We start from the raw sequence: 22276 nt of genomic DNA on the forward strand, positions 1-22276 counted from the left end.
AAGAGGCCATTGCGACCTTATTTAGACCGACAGCCGTTGTCGGGCCGCTGCCCCCATTTGCGTCACCACAGCTGATCCCGTGTTGCTTCCAGAAGGTCATCTGAGCTCCCTATCAAGGCGAAGCCGCTTCATTACCTTTAGCAATGGACGTCACGAAACCTAAACCAGCAAGTTGCAGACAATGGCTACCCATGGCGGCAGTTTTCATTTCTGCGTAAGGAACCACTTTCCCGATTGACAGGACCACTTCTGTCGATATTCTATTATAAAAATCGACATAACATAATTGTGGAACATTAAACCGGGAGCATGAAATGAAGACATTTGTCGCATTCCTTCTCGGCACAGCGATGGTCGCTTTGCCGACAACTTTGATGGCTCAGGAGAAGGGGGGCGTGATCAACGTCGCGACGATCGGCGAACCGCCGACGCTTGATCCGATGTCCTCGACCGCCGACCTCGTCGGCATCGTTACGCAGCATATTTTCGAGACGCTCTACACTTTCGACAAGAAGTGGAGCGTGACCCCGCTTCTGGCTGAAAGCCTGCCGGAAATCAGTGCCGACGGTAAGACCTATACGATCAAGCTGCGTACTGGTATCAAATTCCACGATAACACCGACATGACTTCGGAGGATGTTGTCGCCTCGCTGAACCGCTGGATGAAGATTGCATCGCGTGGCAAGCAGGTAGCAGGTTTTATCGACTCCATCACGGCTGCCGATCCGGCGACCGTGAAGATTTCGCTGAAGCAGCCCTATGCGCCGCTGACCTCGCTGCTCGCCTTCAACAATTCCGCCGCTATCATCATTCCCGCTGAAAAGCAGGATGAACCGATGAAGGAGTTCATCGGCACCGGCCCCTATATGCTGAAGGAACGCAAGGCGGATCAGTATATCCAGCTCGTCCGTTTCGACGGCTACAAGTCGCGCGACGGCGAGAGTGACGGTTACGGTGGCGCCCGCCACCAATATCTCGACGAAATCCGCTTCGTGCCAGTTCCGGATGCCAACACCCGCGTTGAGGCTGCCGTATCCGGCCAATACGATTACGTCGACTCGATCCCGGTCGAATCCTTCGATAAGCTGAAGGCTTCGACCGCGTCGCAGCCTGTCATCCTGAAGCCGTTCGGTTACCCGGTCTTCGTCTTCAATACCAAGGAAGGCATTGCTAAGAACATCGAGGTCCGCAAGGCAATCCGTCAGGCGCTCAGCATGGAGGACATGCTTGCCGCTGCTTTCGGAAGCACGGATTTCTATACGCTCGACGGCGACATCTATCCCAAGCCTTACGCCTGGAATACGGATGCCGGGGTCAAGGGTAATTATAATGCGGCCGATCCGGAAGGTGCGGCGGCTGCGGCGAAGGCTGCAGGCTACAATGGCGAGCCGATCCGTATTCTGACCAGCCGCCAGTACGAGTTCCACTACAAGATGGCGCAGGTCGCCGCCGAATATCTGAAGGCGGCCGGCTTTGCCGTCGATCTGCAGGTCGTCGACTGGGCAACGCTGACGCAGCGCCGCACCGATCCGAAGCTTTGGGATATCTACATCAGCCACAGCCCCTTCCTTCCGGAGCCGGCGCTGATCGGCTCGCTCTCGCCGAGTTCGCCCGGCTGGTGGGATACGCCGGCGCGCAAGAGCGTCGTCGATGCCTTCACCTCGGAAGTCGATCCGCAGAAGCGCGTGGCACTGTGGGCTAATGTCCAGAAGACCATGTATGATGAAGTGCCATATATGAAGATTGGCGATTTCAACGCGGTATCGGCGGAGTCGACGAAGCTCGAAGGCGTCGATCCGGCTCCGTGGCCGTACTTCTGGAACGCATCCATCAAGAAGTAGTGCTCCATCGGGGGATACCGGTGCGTCCGCGCCGGTATCCTTTTCCATCGTGCTCGCCCGGCACCAGGATAGGCTTCATGATACGTTACATTTTCCAGCGCCTGCTTGGCATGATCGTCGTGATGTTCCTCGTTGTCACGATCGTCTTCGTCATCGTTCGCGTCACTCCCGGCGATCCGGCTGCCGTCATGCTCGGCCCCGATGCGACGCCACAGGATATTGCCGATTTGCGCGCGAGCCTCGGCCTCGATAGGTCCATCGGTGTGCAATATCTCTATTATATCGGCCAGTTGCTGAAGGGCGATCTCGGGCAGTCGATCTTCCTCAATATGCCGGTGACGGCAGCACTGCTCGATCGTGCCGAACCGACCTTCTTCCTGACGATCTTCTCGCTCGTTATCGCTGGCATCATTGCGCTTCCAATCGGCATTTATGCCGCTTATCGCCGCGGCTCCTTTGTCGACCAGGCTGCAACGACGCTGGCTATGTTTGCGGCTAGCATTCCAAGTTTCTGGCTCGGCCTCATTCTTATGCAGATCTTCGCCGTGCGTTTTGGTCTGTTCCCAGTCTCGGGATATGGCGGGCCGGGCTCGACTTTCATCGACCGCATGTATCATCTGACCCTGCCAGCCTTCGCGCTCGGAATCGTGTCCTCGGCGCTCATTTTGCGCTTCACGCGCGCCTCGATGCTCGATGTTCTTGGTGACGATTATATCCGCACGGCGCGGGCCAAGGGCTTGATCGAGCGCCGGGTGATTCTCAAGCATGCCCTGAAGAATGCGCTGATCCCGATCCTCACCGTTTTAGGTCTAACCGCTGCCGTACTTATCTCAGGCGCCGTCGTCACCGAAACCGTCTTCGGTCTTCCGGGCGTCGGTAATCTTGTCGTGTCAGCCGTCCTTCGCCGTGATTATCCCGTCATCCAGGGTGCGCTGTTGGTGATCGCAGCACTCTACGTCCTGATCAATTTTGCGATCGATATGCTCTATCTGCTTGTCGACCCAAGGGTGCGCTACTGATGACGGATATCGCGATCCTACCGGCCGAGAATGAAGGCCGTAAGTTCATCCGCCGCTTCCTGAAGCGCAAGACGGTCGCCGTCGGCTTGCTCATCCTGGTGATCTTCGTGCTGCTGGCGGTCCTGGCACCATGGGTTGCTCCCTATTCGCCGTCGAAGCTTTCGATCGTCAACCGGTTGAAGCCGCCCAGCGGTACTTATTTCTTCGGCACCGACGAATTCGGCCGCGATGTACTGTCGCGCACCATCTTCGCCGGCCGGCTGTCGCTGCTGGTCGGCGCTGCGGTCGTCGCGCTGTCGGCCGTGATCGGGGTTACCCTCGGATTGCTCGCCGGCTTCTTCAAAAATCTCGATACGCCGATTGCCCGCCTGATTGATGCGATGATGGCTTTCCCGGATATCCTGCTGGCAATCGCGCTTGTTGCGGCGCTCGGCCCGTCTCTGACGACTGTCATTATTGCGCTATCGATAGTCTATGCACCACGCCTTGCGCGTATCGTCCGCGCCTCGACACTGGTGATCCGCGAATTGCCCTATGTTGAGGCGGCACAGGCGCTCGGCATTTCGACGTTCCATATCATGACGCGCCATGTACTGAGGAACCTGCTTTCGCCGATCATGGTGCAGGCAACCTTCCTCTTTGCGAGCGCCATGCTTGCCGAGGCCGGCCTGTCGTTCCTTGGCCTCGGCGTCAGCCCGGAAATTCCAACCTGGGGCACGATGATCGCCGCTGGCCGGCAATATATCGGTCAGGCCGACTGGATGACGCTGTTTCCGGGCGTCGCCATTATTCTCTCCGTGCTTTCGCTCCAGATGGTCGGTGACGGCCTGCGCGACATGCTCGATCCCAAACTTCGAAAGGACCTTTAAATGACCGGTGAAACAGCGGGCAAACCGCTTCTCCTCACCAATGTGAAGCCAGTCGGCTTCGGTGCTGACACGCCCGATGGGGCAATCGACATCCTCGTCGGCGCGGATGGCAAGATCGCGCAGCTCGGTCCGCAGCTTGCGGTCGCCGACGATGTGACGCGCGTCGACGGTAAGGGCGCCTTCGTATCTCCCGGCTGGGTCGACCTGCATGTGCATATCTGGCATGGCGGCACCGATATCTCGATCCGCCCGTCCGAATGCGGAGTCGAGCGCGGCGTAACGACGCTCGTCGATGCCGGCTCTGCCGGTGAAGCCAATTTCCACGGCTTCCGCGAATATATTATCGAGCCGTCGAAGGAGCGCATCAAGGCCTTCCTCAACCTCGGTTCGATCGGTCTCGTTGCCTGCAACCGTGTCGCGGAACTGCGCGACATCAGAGATATCGACCTCGACCGCATCCTCGAATGTTATGCCGAGAATAGCGAGCATATCGTCGGCATCAAGGTGCGCGCCAGCCATGTGATCACCGGCTCCTGGGGTGTCACCCCGGTCAAGCTCGGCAAGAAGATCGCCAAGATCCTCAAAGTGCCGATGATGGTGCATGTCGGCGAGCCCCCGGCGCTTTATGACGAGGTCTTGGAAATCCTCGGTCCCGGCGATGTGGTCACCCATTGCTTTAACGGCAAGGCGGGTTCGAGCATCATGGAGGACGAAGATCTCTTCAATCTCGCTGAACGCTGCGCATCCGAAGGCATCCGCCTCGATATCGGCCATGGCGGCGCCTCCTTCTCCTTCAAGGTGGCGGAAGCGGCAATTGCCCGCGGTCTTCTGCCCTTCTCGATCTCCACCGATCTGCATGGCCATTCGATGAACTTCCCGGTCTGGGATCTGGCCATCACCATGTCGAAGCTTCTGTCGGTGGGCATGCCCTTCGACAAGGTGATCAACGCCGTTACCCATGCGCCGGCATCGGTCATCAAGCTATCGATGGACAACCGTCTGACGGTTGGCGCTCAGGCGGAGTTCACGATTTTCGATCTCGTCGATTCCGATCTGGAGGCGACCGATTCCAATGGCGACGTCTCGGTTCTGAAGAAGCTCTTCGAGCCGCGGCATGCGGTCATCGGCAACGAGGCCTACACCTCCAGCCGTTATGTTCCGCGCGCCCGTAAGCTTGTGCGCCACAGCCACGGTTATTCCTACCGGTAAGACCAGAGCATAAAAGAAATCGCATGACAGGAGTTTGCGTGAACCAGTCTCCCGCCACCGCCGGCACCATCGGCACGTCGCCTTATGAGCGGCTCGCTGCACTCGGCATTACGCTTCCGGCTTCACCGCCGCCGATCGCCAACTTCGTCACCAATGTGCGGGAGGGCAACATGCTTTACCTGTCGGGGCAGGGGCCGCGCGAGGCTGATGGATTCATGCATGTCGGCAAGGTCGGCGCCGAGATCGGCGTCGAGGCTGCTTACAGCCATGCAAAGCTGACCGGCATCAATCTGCTCTCAGTCATGCACGAGGCGCTTGGTGATCTCTCGCACGTCAAGCGGGTGGTCAAGCTGCTCGGCATGGTCAATGCGGTGCCGCATTTTGTCGATCATCCCGCCGTCATCAACGGCTGCTCGGATCTCTTCATCGATGTCTTCGGCGAAGAGATCGGGCAGCACGCCCGCTCGGCCGTCGGCTTCGGCTCGCTGCCGGGCAACATCACCGTCGAAATCGAAGCCATCGTCGCGATCAAGGATTGATGGGCACGCACATGATTGTTCCGGCCCAACACATTGAAATTGGAGAGACCCATGTCTGAGGACATCCGCACATCGATCGGCCTTCGCCCGGTCATCAACGTTTCCGGCACCATGACGAGCCTCGGCGCGTCAATCGTGGTTCCCGAAGCGATCGCCGCCATGTCGTCGATCCTACCGCAATTTGTCGAGGTCAACGACCTGCAGCGCAAAGCGAGTGCCGTTATCGCACGGCTTACGGGCGGCGAAGCAGGTTTCGTGACCGCTTCCTGCTCGGCGGGTATTTCGCTTGCCGTCGCTGGCGCCATCACCGGCAACAATCTTCTCGCCGTCGAAAAGCTGCCGGACGTCGTGCCGGAGAAGAATGAAATTCTCGTCCAGATGGGCCATGTCGTCAGCTATGGAGCGCCGGTCGATCAGGCGATCCGCCTTGCCGGAGGCAAGCTCGTGCTGATCGGTCAGGCGACCTCCACGCACCGCTTCCATATGGAGCATGCAATCACCGAAAAGACGGCTGCAGCCGTCTACGTCGTCTCGCATCACGTCGTCGATTACGGTCTCCTGAACCTCAAGGAGTTCGTCGAGATCGCCCATGCCAAAGGCGTTCCTGTCATCGTCGACGCAGCGTCGGAATATGATCTTCGCATCTTCCTGGAACAAGGTGCCGATGTGGCGCTCTATTCCGGCCACAAGTTTCTCGGCGGTCCGACTTCGGGCATCGTTGCCGGCAAGAAGGAACTGGTGCGCAATGCCTTCCTGCAGAACATGGGTATCGGCCGCGGCATGAAGGTGGGCAAGGAAAGCATCTTCGGCGTGATGGCCGCGCTTGAAGCTTGGGAAAAGCGCGACCACGCCGGCATTCGAGAGCGTGAGACGAGCTATCTCAATCTCTGGAAAGAGACTTTGGACGGCCGTCCCGGCGTAACCGCGCTGATCGAGCCCGATCCGACCAACAACCCGCTCGACCGCCTACGGCTGATCGTCGATGCCGAAGAGGCGCATATCACCGCCTGGGATCTAGCCGATGCGCTCAGCCGCGGTTCGCCGCCGATCATCGTCCGCGACCACGAAGTCGAACACCGCTACTTCTACCTTGACCCCTGCAACCTGCATCCGGGCCAGGAAAAGATTGTCGCCAGCCGTCTGGCTGAGGAGCTCGACAAGGCGCGCGCGTCCAACGAAATCATTGCAACGCCAATCGAAAATCGCAGCAAACGCCGCTTCGACGGTGTGCTGAAGTGGCCGGACTGATCCGGAACTGCGGATAATTGAGGAAGCAATCATGACCGGCATTCAGGCACAATCCATCGCAACGGCTGAGCCAGTCCTCTCCGTCCAGAACCTGACGACATCATTTCGGGTCGATGGCGCCTGGAAGCCGGTCGTTCGTAATGTCTCCTTCGATGTCGCACATAGTGAGACAGTCGCAATTGTCGGCGAAAGTGGCTCCGGTAAGAGCGTCACTTCACTCTCGATCATGCGCTTGCTGCAGGCGGATTCGAGCCGCATCGAAGGCAAGATCGTGCTCGGCGGGCGTGATCTGCTCGGCCTGCCGGAAGATCAGATGCGCAAGGTGCGCGGCAACGATGTCGCGATGATCTTCCAGGAGCCGATGACGAGCCTCAATCCGCTCTTCACGATCGGAGATCAGATCTCCGAGGCCTTGCTCTGCCACAGATCGATGTCGAAGGCCGAAGCCCGCGCCGAAACGATCCGGTTGCTCGAAAAGGTCCGTATTCCCTCGGCATCTTCTCGCTTTGATGAGTATCCCCACCGCTTCTCCGGAGGCATGCGCCAGCGCGTGATGATCGCCATGGCGCTTGCCTCACGGCCAAAATTGTTGATCGCCGACGAGCCGACCACAGCGCTCGACGTAACGATCCAGGGCCAGATCCTCGACCTGATCAAGATGTTGCAGGAAGAAGAAGGCACATCGGTCCTGTTCATCACCCATGACATGGGTGTCGTGGCCGAGATCGCCGACCGCACTGTTGTCATGTTCCGCGGCGAGCAGGTGGAAACGGGGGCAACCGCCGATATCTTCCATCGTGGAAAACATCCCTACACTCGTGCTCTTTTGTCGGCTGTGCCGGTTCTTGGCTCCATGCAGGGTCGCAAGCGGCCGCTACGTTTTCCTGTCGTCAATACGGCGACCGGTGAATCGAATGCTCCGGTCGAGACCGCCGATACGGTTGCTGCGGCAGCCCGCCCGGTGCTGGAGGTGAAGAGCCTCACCAAACGTTTCGATATTCATTCCGGCCTCTTCGGAAAATTGACCGGTCGCGTCCACGCGGTCGAAAACGTCTCCTTCGATCTTTACGCCGGCGAGACGCTATCGCTGGTCGGAGAGTCCGGTTGCGGCAAATCTACGACCGGACGCGCGATCATGCGGCTGATCGAGGCGCAAAGCGGTTCCGTCATCGCCGATGGCAAGGATGTGCTGGCGCTCGACAAGGCAGGCATGCGCGAGATGCGCAAGACCGTGCAGATGATCTTCCAGGATCCCTTCGCCAGTCTCAATCCTCGCATCCGCGTTGGTGATGCTATCGCCGAGCCCTATCTGGAACACAGGATGGGCACAGCCAAACAGGCGAAGGAGCGGGTCGCTGACCTCCTAACCAAGGTCGGCCTGACGCCGGACATGGCCTCCCGTTTCCCGCATGAATTTTCCGGGGGACAGCGCCAGCGTATCTGTATTGCCCGCGCGCTTGCATTGGAGCCGAAGGTCATCGTCGCGGATGAAAGCGTCTCGGCGCTCGACGTGTCCATTAAGGCACAGGTCATCAACCTGATGCTCGACCTGCAGCAGAGCCTGAACCTCGCCTTCCTTTTCATTTCCCATGATATGGCCGTCGTCGAGCGCGTCAGCCACCGCGTTGCCGTCATGTATCTCGGCGAAATTGTCGAAATCGGCCCGCGGGCCGCCGTCTTCGGAAGTCCGCAGCATGACTACACCAAGAAGCTGATGGCAGCTGTTCCAGTTCCCGATCCCGATCGCCGCCGCGAAAAGCGGACTGCTGCCAATGACGAGATCAGGAGCCCGATCCGTCCCGTCGACTACAAGATCAAGCCGCTGGAATATCATGAGGTATCGCCGGGGCATCTGGTCGCCGTCTGAGCGCAGCAGAAAACCACAGCGATGGTTTTCCATGCCAAGGCCCAGAAATGTTTACGTCAGGGAGCCCTCAATGTTTCGTATCGTCGGCCCGGAGCTGGTCGATCGCGTCCAACGCTTCGTCTGCCGACCAGCCAGCGCGTAAGGCCGCGGCAACGAGACGAACCTCCTTCTCCATTTCGAGCCTCAGATAAAGCCCTTCCAAGGCTTCCTTGGCGGTAACGACGTGGTCGTCATGCGGCACAACATCAGCCGTCCGTATGGTCGTAGACACATTCCTTTCCTTTCTCGAAGTGGAGTTGTGCTTGTTGTTAGGGCGATAACAGGCTTTTTCGCGTCCCAGGGAGACACTACGCAGCTGAGGCCATTTTGTTCCACCGCATCTTACCACAATCGGCGAGGGTGTTTGAAATTTTTGCAACGACGCTCTCTGCCGAAAATGACAGGCCAATGGACCATTGATGAAATTGCGTTAGAACGACAGACCTCCCCAAAAAAGCGGAGGGAGAAGGACGTCGCCATGCCTTGTTTGCAAGATCTGATCGACTGGATCATCTCTGAGGGATTATCGACGGATACGATCGACACCATTTTGCAGGGTGTCGCAGAACGGCTGGCGGATCTCGGATACCCAATCCTTCGCGCGTCGATAGCAATGCCGTCGATCGATCCCCTGCAGAGAGGATTTTCGGTCGCCTGGTACCGTTCGTCCGGTATTTCGAAGGAGGTTCAAGGGCATGATGAAGCGAGCCAGGAACTGTTCCGGCGCTCTCCCATCTCCTATCTCCTCACAAATAATCTCCGATATGCCCGCTGGAGATTGCCGCCGGGACCGGATGCCCCGCCGATTCCACTGCTGACCGAACTCGCTGAGCTCGGTGCTACCGACTATCTGACGAAGCTTGTTTCATTTCCCGGTGATACTGCGCTTGCTGGCGTCAGCTTCTCGATTGCGGTCGACGATCCCGATGGCTTTTCGGACAGGCTCATTGCCGATCTGCAGAAAATGGTCCCAGCACTGTCCCTTGCCTGTTGGCGTATCGCCACCACGCGGGTGGCTACCGATGTCCTGGCCGTCTATACGGGCGCTAGAACCAGCGGCCACATCCTCAGCGGTCATATCCGCCGCGGTGACGGTACCGCGGTCTATGCCGCGATCCTTCTCGCCGATCTTAAGAATTTCACCTCGCTCAACGAAAAGCATGGGCCCGAACGCATCGTTGCCTGGCTCAACGAACATTTCGAGGCGATTGGCACACCGGTCGAGCAGGAGGGTGGAGAGATCTTGAAGTTCATGGGCGACAGTCTTCTCGCCATCTTTCCTGCAGATATCGACAACCCGGCCGAGGCATGCAATCGCGCTCTGTCTGCGGCACAGGCCGCCATGGAAGCCAATGCCGCTGTCAATCGCGAGCGCGCGAAAGCAGGAGAACCGCAACTGCTCGTCGATATCGTTCTGCACGTCGGCCAAGTCTTTTACGGAAACGTCGGGGCGGCGCGCCGTCTCGATTTCACGGCCATCGGTAGAGCGGTCAACGAAGCGGCGCGCATGGAGAAGCTCGCCGATATCGTTGGCCACAGCCTGTTGGCATCAGCCGACTTCGTTTCGCAGGCGCCAGGCCGTTTCGAGGAGGCGGGCTCTTTTCCGCTGAAGGGGGTCTCCCGGCCAGCCGCGATTTATGTCTGGCCGGATCAACAGCCGCTGGATGCGAAATCCCGCGGCGCGTGACGTGATATTGTCTGCGCGGCCGGCCACAATGCATGGCGGCCGCGCGTCAGATTAGCTTGCAGCTGTGTCAGCTCTTGAGCCCGAAGAGGGTTTCGGCGTTGCGGAAGCAGATCTTCTCCATATCCTCCTTGGAAAGATCGAGAGAGTTCAGGATCTTCAGCGTGTCGCGGATGTAGCCCGGGCCCTTTTCAGGATCGAAGGGCGAGTCCGATGCGAAGAGGATACGGTCGCTGCCATAGAATTCCAGGCCGCAGAGCGTCGCTGCACGCGAGCCGAACACGGCCGTGTCCGCATAGAAATCCTTGAAATAATCAAGCGGGCGTTTCTTGAGGCGCTTCAGAACGAGCGACAGATCCTCGTCGGAAGTGCGCTTGCCGAGCTGGTCCCAACCTGGGCCGACGCGGCCTTCGAAATAAGGCACCATGGCGCCCATGTGATGGGCAAGCACCTTCAGGTTCGGCAGACGGTCCATGAAGCCCGAGAAGACGAGGCGGGCCATGGCGGCGCTGGTTTCATAGGGCCAGCCGAAGGTCCACCAGATTTCGTACTTGGATTTGTCCTCGGTGGCGTAATCCGCCATAGACGAGGTGCGTGAGGGATGCAGAAGCACCGGCTTGTTGTGCTTGGCGGCGGCTTCGAATATCGGGAAAAAACGCTCTTCGTCAAGCGGCGCGCCATTGACGTTGGTATGGATCTGCAGACCGTTGGCACCGAGTTCGGTAAAGGCGCGTTCAGCCTCGCGCACAGCGGCGTCGGGAGCATTCATCGGCAGAGCGGCAACGAAACCGGCGAAGCGTTCGGGATATTTCTCGACGAGTTCAGCCTGTCCGTCATTGGCGATGCGGGCAAATTCGGTGGCGAGTTCCGGGCCGCCCATGGCTTCGAGCGGCGGCATGCCAAGCGAGATGATTTGCCGATAATCGGAAAATTCGTCCATCACCCGGAAGCGGGTTTCAAGATCGTAGATGCAAGGCACGCCCTGCATGCGCCGACCGATATCCTTGCCGGCCCCGTCAAGCTTCTGGATACGATCCCAGAGCTGCTTAGGAAAAAAATGGTTGAACGCATCGATATAATACATCGGACTCCTCCTCAACGTATCGTCTTGCCGCTTCAGCCGCGCTTCAGGCGGCGGACGAGATAGGCGAAGGTCGCCTTGAACATCTCTTCGCGGAACATGTGCTTGCGCTTGGCCTTGATATCTTCGGGTTTGCCGAGCGCCTTGGCGCCGCCTGCTGCCTCCACCCACAGCTGCATCATGCAGGCGTTCTCCAGGGACAGCGCGAGATAGATCGCCTGTTCGATGGATGGGCCTGCCGTCACCAGGCCGTGGTTTTGCAGGAGCATGGCACCGTGCTCGCCGAGGCAAGCCGCGACCGCCTTGCCGCGCTCGGGCGTGGTGATCAGCTCCGTCGTTTCTGAAAAGACCGGCAGGCCTTCGGCAAAGATCGAGCCGGGGTGACCGATCGGCTGCAGCGGCTTGCCCAGTGCGGAAAAGCTCACGGCATAGGGTGCGTGTGTGTGGACGACAGCATTGACGTCGGGGCGGGCACGCAGCACCTCGGAATGGATGTAAACCTCGTTGTGACGACTGTATTCGCCATCGACCTTTTCACCCTCGAGATCGACTGTGATGATGTTGTCGTGGGTGATTTCTTCGAGGCCGAATTTCGAAGGCTTCATGTAGAAGCGGTCCGGCTGGTCCGGAACGCGGATCGATATATGGCCGCGCGTCCAGTCTCCCTGGCCGGCCTGTTCCAAAATGCGGCCAGCCTCGATCATCCGCTGCTTCAGTTCTTTATGCATCGTCGTGTTCTCCGAGCAATTATCACAGCGGAATCCAGTGCCGCTCCAGGCCGGTTCAAATGCGGTGTCACCGCCCTCACAGGCGCTACACACGGTGTTTGTCGCCGCGCTTGCGGCCCTGCGATACGTCGAGGAAGAGGTCCGAGATCGCGACCTTGCGGTCGATCAGCCCTTGTTGATGCGCGTAACCGATAACTGTCTCCAGCGTCCTGGCATTCTGCCCCTCGACGCCGTAGGCCCACGGGTCGTCGCCGAGGATCGCCTGCTGTTCCTCCCAGGCTTCACGGTACCAGGCGAGCGGCACGATACGCGGGTTCTCCATACGCTTCATGGCGACCTGCTTGGCTTCCTCGAATGCGATGTAGAGATTGATGGGCACCCACGGGTGCCGCACGACGATATCAGGACGGATGCCCATGACATGCATGATCGGAAAGATGCCCGTCCGCTCGTAATAGGCGATTTCCTCGGCTTTATAGTTCGGAAACAGCCGGCCGACGCGGGGGTCGCGCTTCTTGATCGGGGCGATGAGATCAGGGTGCAGCAAGGCGTCGATCTCGCCATCGACCAGCATCTGCTCTATGGACTTGTCTTCGGCGATCTTATGCAGCTTCAGGCCTGAAGGCAGCGTATAGTCCACATCCTCATCCAGCTCGGAATACCATTCGATCGACTGGTGCGGCACGCCATATTCACCTTCGAGCAAACCACGCAGCCAAAGCGATGCGGTCACCAGATAGCTTTTGACACCGACCTTTCGGCCGATCAGGTCCTTCGGCTCGCGGATGCTGCTCGCCGTATGCGTGAAGATGAAGCCGTGGCGGAAGCGCCGGTGCAGGAAGACAGGGATCGCGTCAAAGGGCAGGCCGCGCGTCTTTGCCGCCATATAGGAGGAAAGCGAAACCTCCGCGACGTCGAATTCGCCGTTGCGCAAAAAGCGCCAGTGACGCGTGGTGGAATCCATCTCCGTCAGGATCGTCAACTCGATTCCGTCCGGTCGGACCGTTCCTTCCTTCAACGCCCGCACGATCTCATAATCACCGCAAGCAAGCGTGAGCTCAACCTTCTTCGTCACTGAACTCCTCCAAGAGTCGCACGGCAAATCGTGCCGCGACGTCATTTGAGGTTAGCATGCGCAGAACAGCAATCACCTGTCCAGCGCTTTTTTAACTTTTCCTGTATTGTGGGATTTTTTTAGTTTTGAATTGACTGGTCTTTCGAACTCGCGATAAATGAGCCCGACGCTACCGGGTTGGCGGGCAGCAAGGGGATGGAGAGCATGGAACAGACGGATGTCCTCATAGTTGGCGCAGGCCCGGTCGGGCTGACGCTTGCTATCGACCTCGGCCAAAAGGGCGTGCGCTGCACGCTGATTGAAAAGAAGGAGGCGCCGGAGTTCCTGCCGAAGATGGAGCGCTGCAATGCGCGAACCATGGAAATCTTCCGCCGGATGGGCCTTTCGGAAAAGATCCGAAAGGCCGGACTCGACGCTTCCGTACCGATGGATGTCTACGTGGTTCTGGCGATGAACGAGCCGCCGCTGCTGCGATTGCCATATCCATCGGTCAACGAGGCGCTGGAAGAGATTCGTCGATCCGAGGATGCAAGCCAGCCGCTCGAGGCATATCAACTGATCTCGCAATACACGCTGGAACCATTGCTGAAGTCGGTGGCGGAACAATTGCCGAGCGTCACGGTCCGGTATGGCTCGGAATTCGTTTCGCTGGAACAGGACGACGGCGGTGTGACGGCGCATACGATCACGAAAAAAGGCAATCTAACTTATCGCGCAAAATATGTCGTCGGCTGTGATGGCGGGACGAGCCCGGTGCGCAAGCAGCTCGGAATCAAGCTGCGCGGCGAGGGTAATCTCCTGCATCTGCGCCAAGCGCTATACTATTCGGAAGAGCTCTACAGCCGCATTCCACTCGGCGATGGCCCTGGTCGCGGACGTCATTATCACGTTGCCGACGGGCAGGCGACATTTCTCATCATGCAGGATTCGACGAAACACTGGACGCTGCATGCCGTCGTCGAGAAGGACGAGGACATGGCCGCCCAGTTCGAAAAGGCAGTCGGCGTGCCCGTCGATTACAAGATGCTCTATGTCGGTCAGTGGAAACAGAACCTTCTGCTTGCCGACCACTATGGCGCGGGACGTGTCTTCCTCGCCGGCGATGCCGCCCATCTCGTCATTCCGACAGGCGGACTCGGGATGAATACCGGCGTTGGTGATGCGATCGACCTCGGCTGGAAACTGGCCGCGACATTGCAGGGCTGGGGCGGTCCGAATCTACTGCGCTCCTACGAAATCGAACGCCGGCAGGTTGGTGACCGCAATGTCGGGGCTTCCCGCTACGCTTCGCTCGGCCGGCGCCAATGGCGCTCACAATACCGGCCGGATATTCGCGATCAGACACAGGCAGGCCAGGCAACGCGAGACAATCTCGCACGCATCGCCGATGTCGAGCAGCGTAAGACCAACGAAATGATCGGTGCGGAACTCGGCTACCGCTATGTCGGCTCGCCTGTGATTACTGACGAGCCCGGCGGACCGGAGCACCTGTTCCGCGAATACCATCCGACCACATGGCCGGGTGCCCGCCTGCCGCATCTCTGGCTGGGCGAGAACGATCCCGTCCAGGACCATATCGGCCCCGGTTACACCATGCTGCGGCTCGGCGGCACGGCGATCGATACTTCGGGCATCGAGGGTGCGTTCAGAGCGCGGGGCGTACCGTTCGAGACGCTTGACATCGCGTCGCAGCGTGTTCGCGACATTTACGGCTACGATCTCGTTTTGGTGCGGCCGGACATGCATGTCGTCTGGCGCGGCAAAAGTGCCCCGGAAGACGCCGAGGATCTGGCGGCTATGGTCACGGGGCACTGACGGGGATCAGTTGCGCGCCAGCGTCTTGGAAAGCACGCCGGCGCAGAAAACCACCTGTTCTGCGATATTATCGAGGGTCTTTGCCTGGATCTGCCCGTCGCGCAGCGTCAGGCTGAGACTGCCGATGATCTCGGAACGGCCATCGAAGACGGGCGCGGCAACGCCGGTAACGCCGGGTGTGACATCGCCGCTGGTGCTCACCCAGCCGCGCTCGCGATGCTGGCGGAATTTCGCCTTGACCTCCGGCAGAGAGCCGCCGAAGCCGGCCTTTTGGAACTCGTCCTGCGCAAGCCCGTAGAATTTACGGAACTGATGATCGGGAAGATAGGTGAGGATCGCAATCGAGGCCGCGCCATGCAGCAGCGAGCGCCGGCGGCCGCGGTCGTAATTGCTGCGCACGGCGTCCGTCCCCGCTTCCTGGTGCACGCAGAGCACCTCGAATTTGTAGCGGCGGCAGAGCAGGGCGACGGCCTTGAAGCGGGCGGCAAGCTCTTCCATCATTGGGCGCGCTGCACGGATGAGAACGTCGCCAGTGCGAATCTTGTAATCCAGCTCGACAATTCTGGGACCGAGCATGTAGCCGACGCCTGGCAGCGACGTCAGCAGGCCGGCATCCGTCAGAATCTTGAGGTAGCGGTAGAGGGTCGAACGCGTATAGCCGAGGTTGTCGCAGAGTTCTTCGAAGGTGAGTGCTACCGTATCTTCTCCCGCATCGAAGAGATCGAGAAGTCCGATCATTTTTTCCAGGCTGTTCAAGCTGATCTCTCCACCGATGAGTTGGCAGAACGGCGCTGCGCGCCATCGGACCACCAGTCTGTCAGCAAATCGAATCCCACCTCGGCAATATCAGGAAGGGCCACTATAAAGCGATGATCAGCCGGCAAGCAATCGGCCGCGCGGGACCGGAGCGCAAGCTCTGCGCTCCGGTTCGCATGCGACTCAGGCCGCCGTATTCCATGCCTCGGGGAACAGGCCGTCGCGAATGGCGCCGCCTGTGTAATATTTCCAGAGCTTGCGGATGTGATGGCCGCGGCGGAAGCTGTGGGCGAAGGATTCCATTTCTTCCTCGGTCAGCGGCTTGATCTTGCCGAGCGAGGCGGCGCGATAGGCGGCTTCCGCATTCTCGACGAGGTGCACGGCATCGATGAAAACGCCACGTACGGTCTCGGCAGTGACGATCTGGCCATGTGCGCGGATCTGCATCGCATGGCAATTGCCCAGTGTGGCAACGATGTCGCGGCCGCGCTCGGGCGTATCGACATGGGCAGGATCCGAGTGAACGGGAATACCATTGCGCCAGCGGATCGCATGGTTCTTGACCGGCGGAAGTGGGACATCCTCGACCAGTGTGAAGACGTTGGTCACGTCATGATGGAAATGGGCGATCGACTGCACGTCCTGCTTTGATCGATAAATCTCACAATGGAGGAATACTTCAGATGGCGGTTTGACGCCAGGCGTGCCGGCAACCACCTTGCCGTCGAGATCGCAGACGAGTAGATCGTCAGGCGCAACATCGGCGCGGCTCTTGTCTTGCGGCTGAATCAGGAAGGTCGTGCCGCCCGGCAAACGAGCGCTGACATGTCCGCTATATTCGAGTATTTTCAGGCTGTTCAGAAGGCGCGTCGCCATGGATACATCATGGCGCAGCGTATTTTCCGACAGCTCGGATTGCGGTTCTTCCGCGTGTTTGTGAGATTGCATGATCGGCTCCTCCCGTTTCGAATTAATCTCACATTATACGACTTTTTATCTTCCGCAAGCGACGGGCGTCAGACTTCGATCAGCACGTCGTTGTTTTCGACGACGACCTTGTAGGTCTTGACCGGAATCATGCAGGGCGGGGCGACGACTTCGCCGGTGCGCACGTCGAACTGGCCATTATGGAAATCGCATTCCACGGTGTGGCCATTGAGATAACCTTCCGACAAAGAACCTGGACCGTGCGTACAGAGATCGTCTGTCACGTAGAACGTCCCGTTCACATTAAATACGGCAAGCGTGAGATCGCCTTCCTCGACCCGGATCGCGCTATCCCAATCCACATCATCGGTCGAGCACAGCCTGATCCGAGTACCCACTTCCGCCATTGGTCTTTCCTCCCTGCTTTGGCGACTTCGCCAGCGCTTGACTAGCCTGCTATCTCGATATAGCGTTTAAAACGAAACGATGTTCTGCATAACGGAACACTCGCTAAAAATACCCGATCCGGCGCGAAGGTCAACCGCAAATCCGATCGGCCGGAGGAAACAGAGGTGGCGCGGCGCAGCTGTCGGTCACTGACGAGCTCGAGGAGGAGTTGTCATGCTCAGGAAAGAACAGAACGATCTACTGACCCAGACCGATATCGGTACGCCGATGGGTGAGATGTTCCGCTGTTATTGGATCCCGGCGCTGCTTGCCGAGGAACTGCCGGACAATGATTGTGCGCCTGTGCGTATCAAGCTGCTCGGCGAGCGCCTCCTGGCTTTCCGTGATAGTGAGGGGCGTTATGGGCTGATCGATGAATTCTGCGCCCATCGTGGCGTTTCGCTCTGGTTCGGCCGCAACGAGCAGGGCGGCCTGCGCTGCCCCTATCACGGCTGGAAATATGACCATACCGGCCAGTGCGTGGAAGTGCCTTCCGAGCCGGCAGAAAGCGGTTATTGCAGCAAGATCAAGTTGAAGTCCTACCCGCTGATCAAGATCGGCGACATCCTCTGGACATATATGGGCCCTGCGGACAAGCAGCCGCCGCATCCGGAATGGGAATTCGCGCTGGTGCCACCCGAGCAGACTTTCACCTCCAAGCGCTGGCAGGAGTGCAACTGGCTGCAGGCCATGGAAGGCGGCATCGATTCCAGCCACGTCTCCTGGCTCCATAGCGGCAGCTTGAACTCCGACCCGCTTTTCAAAGGTGCGCGCGGCAATAAATACAATATGTCGGATGCGAGGCCCTTCTTCGAAGTAACCGACATGCAGGGCGGCCTGTACATCGGCGCACGCCGCAATGCGGAAGAGGGCCATTATTACTGGCGCATCACCCCTTGGGTCATGCCATCCTTCACCATGGTTCCGCCGCGCGGCGACCACCCGGTTCACGGGCATTTCTGGATTCCGATCGACGATGAAAATTGTTGGGCCTGGAGCTTTGACTATCATCCGGTTCGCGCTCTGACGACGGAAGAACGTCAGGCGATGAAGGATGGCAAGGGTATCCATGTGGCCTACGTTCCGGGCAGCTACCGGCCGCTCGCCAACAAGGACAATGATTACCTGATGGATCGCGAGGCTCAGCGTAAGGGCACGACCTATTCCGGCGTCGAGGGCATCGCCATGCAGGATGCGTCGCTGCAGGAAAGCATGGGACCGATCGTCGATCGCAGCAAGGAAAACCTGGTTTCGACCGACAACGGCATCATCATGGCGCGTCACAGGCTGATGCGGGCGGCACGTGCATTGAAGGACAAAGGCATAACGCCGCCCGGCGTCGATCCGGCCCATCACCGCGTGCGCTCGGCTGCAATCGTGCTGCCGGCTGACAAGGCCTATATCGATATCGCCGATGAAGCACTGACCGTGATTTCGGGCAAGGCACAGACGAGCGTCTGATAAGGAGCGCAGATCATGCAACTCGGATTGAGTGAAAGCGCTCGCGCAACGACTGCGGAAGAAGCGCGGTTTCGGATCAATTATCCGAATTCGCGGCCGCGGAAATCGCGCATCATCGCACTCGACAAAACCGCCGAGGCCACGCTGGAACGGCTGGCTGTCGGTTACGCCGGAGGCCATGCGCATTTCCTGCGTTATGTCGAAGCCAAGCCGGTGTCCGATTCGCTGAAGATGCTGCCCGTCGATGCGGTTCTGGAGGATCTCTCCGGCAAGCGCACGGCGCTGGTGGACGAAATCGCCGATGCCGATGTCATCGTCATGTTGACGACGGCCGGCAGTTCGGCGGAGGCGGCCGAAGTCATCGGCAACGCCTGTTTCGTGCGCAGCAAGATGACGACTGGCCTGGTCGTCAGCTCTGCGGAAGTGCCGGCGCTCGATCTTGCCCGGACGCTGACGTCGATGCGCCCCTTTGCGGCGATGCTCGTCATCTCGAACGGCGATGATTATGTCGCCGAGATGCTGAGCGCCTTGAGGGTCTGAGAATGCGTCAAGGCGTGGCGTGAGTATTTGCAGGAGCTGTGTTATGGACGATCCCTCACTCCTTGCAAAAGACGGAAAACGCACGCCATGAACGCATCTGTGAAGGAAACGGCACGTACGAAAAAGGCCGCCCCTGCCAAGCGCAATCGCTTGTCTTCGGTCACGACGGCGATCCGCCTTTTGAAAGCATTTTCGGAAGATGAGGTCGAAATCGGCGTCAGTGCGCTCGCTCAGAAGCTCAAGGTGGCAAAGAGCACGGTGCATCGCCTTGCCGTGACGCTGGTTGCCGAAGGACTGCTCGAGCAGAACCCCGAAACCGAGCGTTACCGTCTTGGGGTAGGCCTCTTCGGGCTTGGAACGCTGGTGCGCCGCCGTATGAATCTCTCGAACGAGGCACGTCCTTATCTGTTCGACCTTCGCAAGCATACCGGCGAGACCATCATCCTGGGCATCCCGACCGATACCGAAGTGATGCATGTCTACGACCTGGAAAGCCCACAGGCGGTCGGCATCAAGTCGGACCTCGGTGCCCGCCGGCCGGCGCATTGCACTGCAGTCGGCCGGGCGATCTTCGCTTTCGCGCCGGAGGAGACAGTCGAGCGCCTGCTTGCTGGACCGCTCGTGCGCCGTACGTCGCATACAATTACGGATCCCGCGCGGGTGCGCGAGATTTTCGCCGAAGTCCGCCAGCGCGGCTTTGCGATCGAGGATGAAGAGAGTGAGCCGGGCATCCGGGCGATTGCCGCCCCAGTCCGCGATTCCACCGGCGCCGTTGTCGGCGCCGTCGGCGTTGCCGGCCCGTCGTTGCGGCTCTCGCTCGAAGCCATAGAGAATTTCGCGCCGTCACTCCTGGATACGGTGGCGACCATTTCATCCCGCCTCGGCCATGGAGCGGGCTATAGACAAAGATGATAGGGAGGAACGCATGACCGTGATGACATTGAGCGGGACCGATACGAAATGGTCCTGCGCCGACGGAGACACGATCATGCGATCCGCAATTCGCGCCGGTCTCGGCTTCCCATACGAATGCAATGTCGGCTCCTGTGGCAATTGCCGTTTCGATCTTCTCGAAGGCGAGATCGAGGAGCTTCGCCCTGACGCGCCAGGCCTCAACGACCGTGATCGCCAGCGGGGCCGCCGGCTCGGCTGCCAGGCGCGGCCGCTGACGGATTGCCTCGTCAAGCTCCGGCTGATGCCGCAATATGTCAGCGCCCATACGCCGGTACGGCAGGAAGCCGAGCTTGTCGGCATCCGCGACATAACCCACGACATCAGAGAATTCCGCTTCCGTCTCGACAGACCGGTCGCATTTCTCTCCGGCCAGTATGCGCTGCTTTCGCTTGCCGGGGTCGAGGGCAGCCGCGCCTATTCCATGGCGAACAGGGGAGACCAGCCGGAGGAGTGGCACTTCCAGATTCGGCGGGTGCCAAATGGTGCAGCCACGTCGATGTTGTTCGACAAGCTCAAGACCGGCGACAGGATCGGCATCGACGGACCCTATGGCATGGCCTACCTGCGCGAGGATTCGCCGCGCGATATCATCTGTCTGGCCGGCGGCTCAGGCCTGTCGCCGATGATTTCGGTGACGCGGGCAGCGGCGGTCTCGCCGGCCCTGGCGGGGCGGCGGCTGGATTTTATCTATGGAGGAAGAGAGGCACGCGATATCTGCGGGCGCGAAATGCTGGAGGAGCTTCCGGGCTTCGGCAACACCCTCCATTACCATCCTGTGGTGTCGGGCATGCCTGCGGGGGACGATGGCTGGGACGGCTATCGCGGCTTCGTGCATGAAATTGCCGCAAAACTGTTCGCTGAGCGTCTTCCGCAATGCGAGATCTATTTCGCCGGCCCGCCGATGATGGGCCAGGCCATCCAGAAAATGCTGATCGACCTTAGCGTGCCGCAGGGCCAGGTCCATTTTGACCAGTTCTACTGACATGAAACTTCGCCAGCTCTCCTATTTCGTCAAGGTGGTTGAAGTCGGCAACATCACACGTGCCGCCGAACAGTTGAACCTTGCCCAGACCGCGCTCGGCATACAGATCCGCAATCTCGAGGATTCGCTTCAGATCCAGTTGCTCGACCGGCATTCGCGTGGCGTTAGCGCCACGCCGGCCGGTATGCTGCTCTATGAACGGGCGCTGGAAATTCTCCAGCGTATCGAGGAGACGCGTCGCGACCTGGTTTCGCTCAGTGGTGAACGCGTCAGAGTGCGGCTCGGCGCGACGCCGAGCATCCTCAAGCTGATCGGAACCGATCTTCTCGTAGCGGCCAACGAGCAGCTCCCGGGCATCGCCCTCCATGTCGTCGAGGAACTGAGCTTCGTGCTCACCGATGCGCTGGAGCGCGGCGAACTCGATTATGTGCTCGCCTACGATATCGAAGACAGTCCGGGCCTCAGGCGCATTGCGCTCATGGAGGAGGATCTGCTGCTGATTTCGGCGCCAGACAGCAAATCTGAGGAGACCGATGTCTCCTTCCGGCATGCGGTTGAGGGCGACCTCGCACTCGTGTCCAACCGCGACATCATCTGGCGGCGTGTGCACGAAACCGCGTCGCGCCTCTCGGTCGACGTCAAGATCACCTATCAGGTGCAATCCATGGAGGCGATCAAGGCGCTCATCGTGCACGGTGTTGCCCAGAGCATCATGCCCTATGGCATCGTGTCCGAAGAAATTCGCTCGGGCGAACTCGTCGCCCGGCGCATCGAACGGCCCGACGTGAAGCTGACGCTCTTTCTTGCGCACGCCTCCCACAAAGGGCTGGCGGACGAGCGGCTCTTCCACTCTTTCATCTACAATATGGTCGACCGTTTGGCCTCGGCCATCGGCCCCTACGCACATCCGATCGATCGCGTCACTGATGCCTGACCAGCGATTTTCGTATGAGCTGGACAATATGCTTTATCTTGGACATTTGTCCGAGTGAGCCCGATGATCCCAAGGAAATATCAAGGGTCGAGGTCGGATTTTCATGTCCGGCTAAAGAGTGCGGAAGCTGATTTTCCTTGGATGTCAGTCGCTTGGTAGGAGGTTCCCAAGTTCCGTATCAGGCCCGGCTGTTGGGGAGTGAGAATTCTGACATCGTCGCTTCGTTTGTCTTTCGGCTGCTGGAACTATGACCGCACGCGG

21 protein-coding genes are annotated in these 22276 nt (G+C 59.3%); 14 read left to right on the forward strand and 7 right to left on the reverse strand.

The window, feature by feature from the left end:
• The first annotated feature begins 314 nt into the window (after window positions 1-314).
• The 7 genes from FHX08_RS30300 (at window position 315) to FHX08_RS30330 (ending at window position 8592) form a co-directional block, all read left to right on the forward strand.
• Window positions 315-1841, forward strand: a complete 1527-nt coding sequence (locus FHX08_RS30300) for an ABC transporter substrate-binding protein (protein WP_132658502.1) — start codon at window positions 315-317, stop codon at window positions 1839-1841.
• Window positions 1842-1918: 77 nt separating this feature from the next.
• A complete protein-coding gene (locus FHX08_RS30305; protein ID WP_165912003.1) occupies window positions 1919-2860 on the forward strand; it encodes an ABC transporter permease in 942 nt (313 codons plus the stop codon).
• Window positions 2860-3729 (forward strand): ABC transporter permease, encoded by an 870-nt coding sequence (locus FHX08_RS30310; RefSeq protein WP_132658501.1) that lies wholly within the window; start codon window positions 2860-2862, stop codon window positions 3727-3729. The genes FHX08_RS30305 and FHX08_RS30310 overlap by 1 nt, the downstream gene beginning before the upstream one ends.
• Complete coding sequence (locus FHX08_RS30315) at window positions 3730-4938, forward strand: amidohydrolase/deacetylase family metallohydrolase (protein ID WP_132658500.1); 1209 nt, start codon at window positions 3730-3732, stop codon at window positions 4936-4938.
• A 23-nt stretch (window positions 4939-4961) separates the two neighbouring features.
• Complete coding sequence (locus tag FHX08_RS30320; protein ID WP_132658499.1) at window positions 4962-5477, forward strand: RidA family protein; 516 nt, start codon at window positions 4962-4964, stop codon at window positions 5475-5477.
• A 51-nt stretch (window positions 5478-5528) separates the two neighbouring features.
• Window positions 5529-6725, forward strand: coding sequence for an aminotransferase class V-fold PLP-dependent enzyme (locus FHX08_RS30325; protein ID WP_132658498.1), 1197 nt, complete (start codon window positions 5529-5531; stop codon window positions 6723-6725).
• A gap of 31 nt (window positions 6726-6756) precedes the next feature.
• Entirely contained in the window at window positions 6757-8592 is a 1836-nt protein-coding gene (locus FHX08_RS30330) for an ABC transporter ATP-binding protein (protein WP_132658497.1), read from the forward strand.
• 67 nt (window positions 8593-8659) lie between these two features.
• Here FHX08_RS30330 and FHX08_RS30335 read toward each other — a convergent pair whose 3' ends face one another.
• Window positions 8660-8863: a hypothetical protein gene (locus tag FHX08_RS30335; RefSeq protein ID WP_184328125.1), complete on the reverse strand. Its 204-nt coding sequence runs from the start codon at window positions 8861-8863 to the stop codon at window positions 8660-8662.
• A gap of 246 nt (window positions 8864-9109) precedes the next feature.
• Between FHX08_RS30335 and FHX08_RS30340 the strand changes: the two genes are divergently transcribed.
• Window positions 9110-10318: an adenylate/guanylate cyclase domain-containing protein gene (locus FHX08_RS30340; RefSeq protein ID WP_132658496.1), complete on the forward strand. Its 1209-nt coding sequence runs from the start codon at window positions 9110-9112 to the stop codon at window positions 10316-10318.
• A gap of 67 nt (window positions 10319-10385) precedes the next feature.
• On the opposite strand, the gene FHX08_RS30345 is transcribed toward FHX08_RS30340, so the two are convergent.
• The 3 genes from FHX08_RS30345 to FHX08_RS30355 all read right to left on the reverse strand — a co-directional run bounded on the left by FHX08_RS30345 (window position 10386) and on the right by FHX08_RS30355 (window position 13199).
• Window positions 10386-11399 carry an amidohydrolase family protein gene (locus FHX08_RS30345; RefSeq protein WP_132658495.1) on the reverse strand — a complete coding sequence of 338 codons (1014 nt, stop codon included), beginning with the start codon at window positions 11397-11399 and terminating at the stop codon, window positions 10386-10388.
• 32 nt (window positions 11400-11431) lie between these two features.
• A complete protein-coding gene (locus tag FHX08_RS30350; protein WP_184328126.1) occupies window positions 11432-12124 on the reverse strand; it encodes a class II aldolase/adducin family protein in 693 nt (230 codons plus the stop codon).
• Between the two features lie 85 nt (window positions 12125-12209).
• Window positions 12210-13199: an ABC transporter substrate-binding protein gene (locus tag FHX08_RS30355; RefSeq protein ID WP_165912002.1), complete on the reverse strand. Its 990-nt coding sequence runs from the start codon at window positions 13197-13199 to the stop codon at window positions 12210-12212.
• A 204-nt stretch (window positions 13200-13403) separates the two neighbouring features.
• On the opposite strand from FHX08_RS30355, the gene FHX08_RS30360 reads away from it, so the two are divergent.
• Complete coding sequence (locus tag FHX08_RS30360; protein WP_132658492.1) at window positions 13404-15014, forward strand: FAD-dependent monooxygenase; 1611 nt, start codon at window positions 13404-13406, stop codon at window positions 15012-15014.
• 6 nt (window positions 15015-15020) lie between these two features.
• Here FHX08_RS30360 and FHX08_RS30365 read toward each other — a convergent pair whose 3' ends face one another.
• The 3 genes from FHX08_RS30365 to FHX08_RS30375 form a co-directional block, all read right to left on the reverse strand.
• Window positions 15021-15770 carry an IclR family transcriptional regulator gene (locus FHX08_RS30365; protein ID WP_184328127.1) on the reverse strand — a complete coding sequence of 250 codons (750 nt, stop codon included), beginning with the start codon at window positions 15768-15770 and terminating at the stop codon, window positions 15021-15023.
• 183 nt (window positions 15771-15953) lie between these two features.
• Entirely contained in the window at window positions 15954-16718 is a 765-nt protein-coding gene (locus FHX08_RS30370) for a class II aldolase/adducin family protein (RefSeq protein ID WP_184328128.1), read from the reverse strand.
• 68 nt (window positions 16719-16786) lie between these two features.
• On the reverse strand, window positions 16787-17104 hold the full coding sequence (locus FHX08_RS30375; RefSeq protein WP_184328129.1) for a non-heme iron oxygenase ferredoxin subunit: 318 nt from the start codon (window positions 17102-17104) through the stop codon (window positions 16787-16789).
• A 214-nt stretch (window positions 17105-17318) separates the two neighbouring features.
• On the opposite strand from FHX08_RS30375, the gene FHX08_RS30380 reads away from it, so the two are divergent.
• The 5 genes from FHX08_RS30380 to FHX08_RS30400 all read left to right on the forward strand — a co-directional run bounded on the left by FHX08_RS30380 (window position 17319) and on the right by FHX08_RS30400 (window position 22015).
• Window positions 17319-18605, forward strand: a complete 1287-nt coding sequence (locus tag FHX08_RS30380; RefSeq protein ID WP_184328130.1) for a Rieske 2Fe-2S domain-containing protein — start codon at window positions 17319-17321, stop codon at window positions 18603-18605.
• 15 nt (window positions 18606-18620) lie between these two features.
• Window positions 18621-19145 carry a 3-methyl-2-oxobutanoate hydroxymethyltransferase gene (locus FHX08_RS30385; RefSeq protein WP_184328131.1) on the forward strand — a complete coding sequence of 175 codons (525 nt, stop codon included), beginning with the start codon at window positions 18621-18623 and terminating at the stop codon, window positions 19143-19145.
• Between the two features lie 87 nt (window positions 19146-19232).
• Window positions 19233-20057, forward strand: coding sequence for an IclR family transcriptional regulator (locus FHX08_RS30390; RefSeq protein WP_245508410.1), 825 nt, complete (start codon window positions 19233-19235; stop codon window positions 20055-20057).
• 13 nt (window positions 20058-20070) lie between these two features.
• Window positions 20071-21081, forward strand: a complete 1011-nt coding sequence (locus FHX08_RS30395; protein ID WP_184328132.1) for an FAD-binding oxidoreductase — start codon at window positions 20071-20073, stop codon at window positions 21079-21081.
• Between the two features lies 1 nt (window position 21082).
• Window positions 21083-22015: a LysR family transcriptional regulator gene (locus tag FHX08_RS30400; protein WP_132658485.1), complete on the forward strand. Its 933-nt coding sequence runs from the start codon at window positions 21083-21085 to the stop codon at window positions 22013-22015.
• The last annotated feature ends 261 nt before the right edge of the window (window positions 22016-22276 follow it).

The organism is Rhizobium sp. BK529, assembly GCF_014194105.1.
Taxonomy (GTDB): Bacteria; Pseudomonadota; Alphaproteobacteria; order Rhizobiales; family Rhizobiaceae; genus Rhizobium.

Excerpts from the sequence above, each read along its gene's own strand:
- FHX08_RS30300 (WP_132658502.1), top strand. The coding sequence starts at position 315 with ATGAAGACATTTGTCGCATTCCTTCTCGGCACAGCGATGGTCGCTTTG.
- FHX08_RS30305 (WP_165912003.1), top strand. The coding sequence starts at position 1,919 with ATGATACGTTACATTTTCCAGCGCCTGCTTGGCATGATCGTCGTGATG.
- FHX08_RS30310 (WP_132658501.1), top strand. The coding sequence starts at position 2,860 with ATGACGGATATCGCGATCCTACCGGCCGAGAATGAAGGCCGTAAGTTC.
- FHX08_RS30315 (WP_132658500.1), top strand. The coding sequence starts at position 3,730 with ATGACCGGTGAAACAGCGGGCAAACCGCTTCTCCTCACCAATGTGAAG.
- FHX08_RS30320 (WP_132658499.1), top strand. The coding sequence starts at position 4,962 with ATGACAGGAGTTTGCGTGAACCAGTCTCCCGCCACCGCCGGCACCATC.
- FHX08_RS30325 (WP_132658498.1), top strand. The coding sequence starts at position 5,529 with ATGTCTGAGGACATCCGCACATCGATCGGCCTTCGCCCGGTCATCAAC.
- FHX08_RS30330 (WP_132658497.1), top strand. The coding sequence starts at position 6,757 with ATGACCGGCATTCAGGCACAATCCATCGCAACGGCTGAGCCAGTCCTC.
- FHX08_RS30340 (WP_132658496.1), top strand. The coding sequence starts at position 9,110 with ATGCCTTGTTTGCAAGATCTGATCGACTGGATCATCTCTGAGGGATTA.
- FHX08_RS30345 (WP_132658495.1), bottom strand. The coding sequence starts at position 11,399 with ATGTATTATATCGATGCGTTCAACCATTTTTTTCCTAAGCAGCTCTGG.
- FHX08_RS30350 (WP_184328126.1), bottom strand. The coding sequence starts at position 12,124 with ATGCATAAAGAACTGAAGCAGCGGATGATCGAGGCTGGCCGCATTTTG.
- FHX08_RS30360 (WP_132658492.1), top strand. The coding sequence starts at position 13,404 with ATGGAACAGACGGATGTCCTCATAGTTGGCGCAGGCCCGGTCGGGCTG.
- FHX08_RS30370 (WP_184328128.1), bottom strand. The coding sequence starts at position 16,718 with ATGCAATCTCACAAACACGCGGAAGAACCGCAATCCGAGCTGTCGGAA.
- FHX08_RS30375 (WP_184328129.1), bottom strand. The coding sequence starts at position 17,104 with ATGGCGGAAGTGGGTACTCGGATCAGGCTGTGCTCGACCGATGATGTG.
- FHX08_RS30380 (WP_184328130.1), top strand. The coding sequence starts at position 17,319 with ATGCTCAGGAAAGAACAGAACGATCTACTGACCCAGACCGATATCGGT.
- FHX08_RS30385 (WP_184328131.1), top strand. The coding sequence starts at position 18,621 with ATGCAACTCGGATTGAGTGAAAGCGCTCGCGCAACGACTGCGGAAGAA.
- FHX08_RS30390 (WP_245508410.1), top strand. The coding sequence starts at position 19,233 with ATGAACGCATCTGTGAAGGAAACGGCACGTACGAAAAAGGCCGCCCCT.
- FHX08_RS30395 (WP_184328132.1), top strand. The coding sequence starts at position 20,071 with ATGACCGTGATGACATTGAGCGGGACCGATACGAAATGGTCCTGCGCC.
- FHX08_RS30400 (WP_132658485.1), top strand. The coding sequence starts at position 21,083 with ATGAAACTTCGCCAGCTCTCCTATTTCGTCAAGGTGGTTGAAGTCGGC.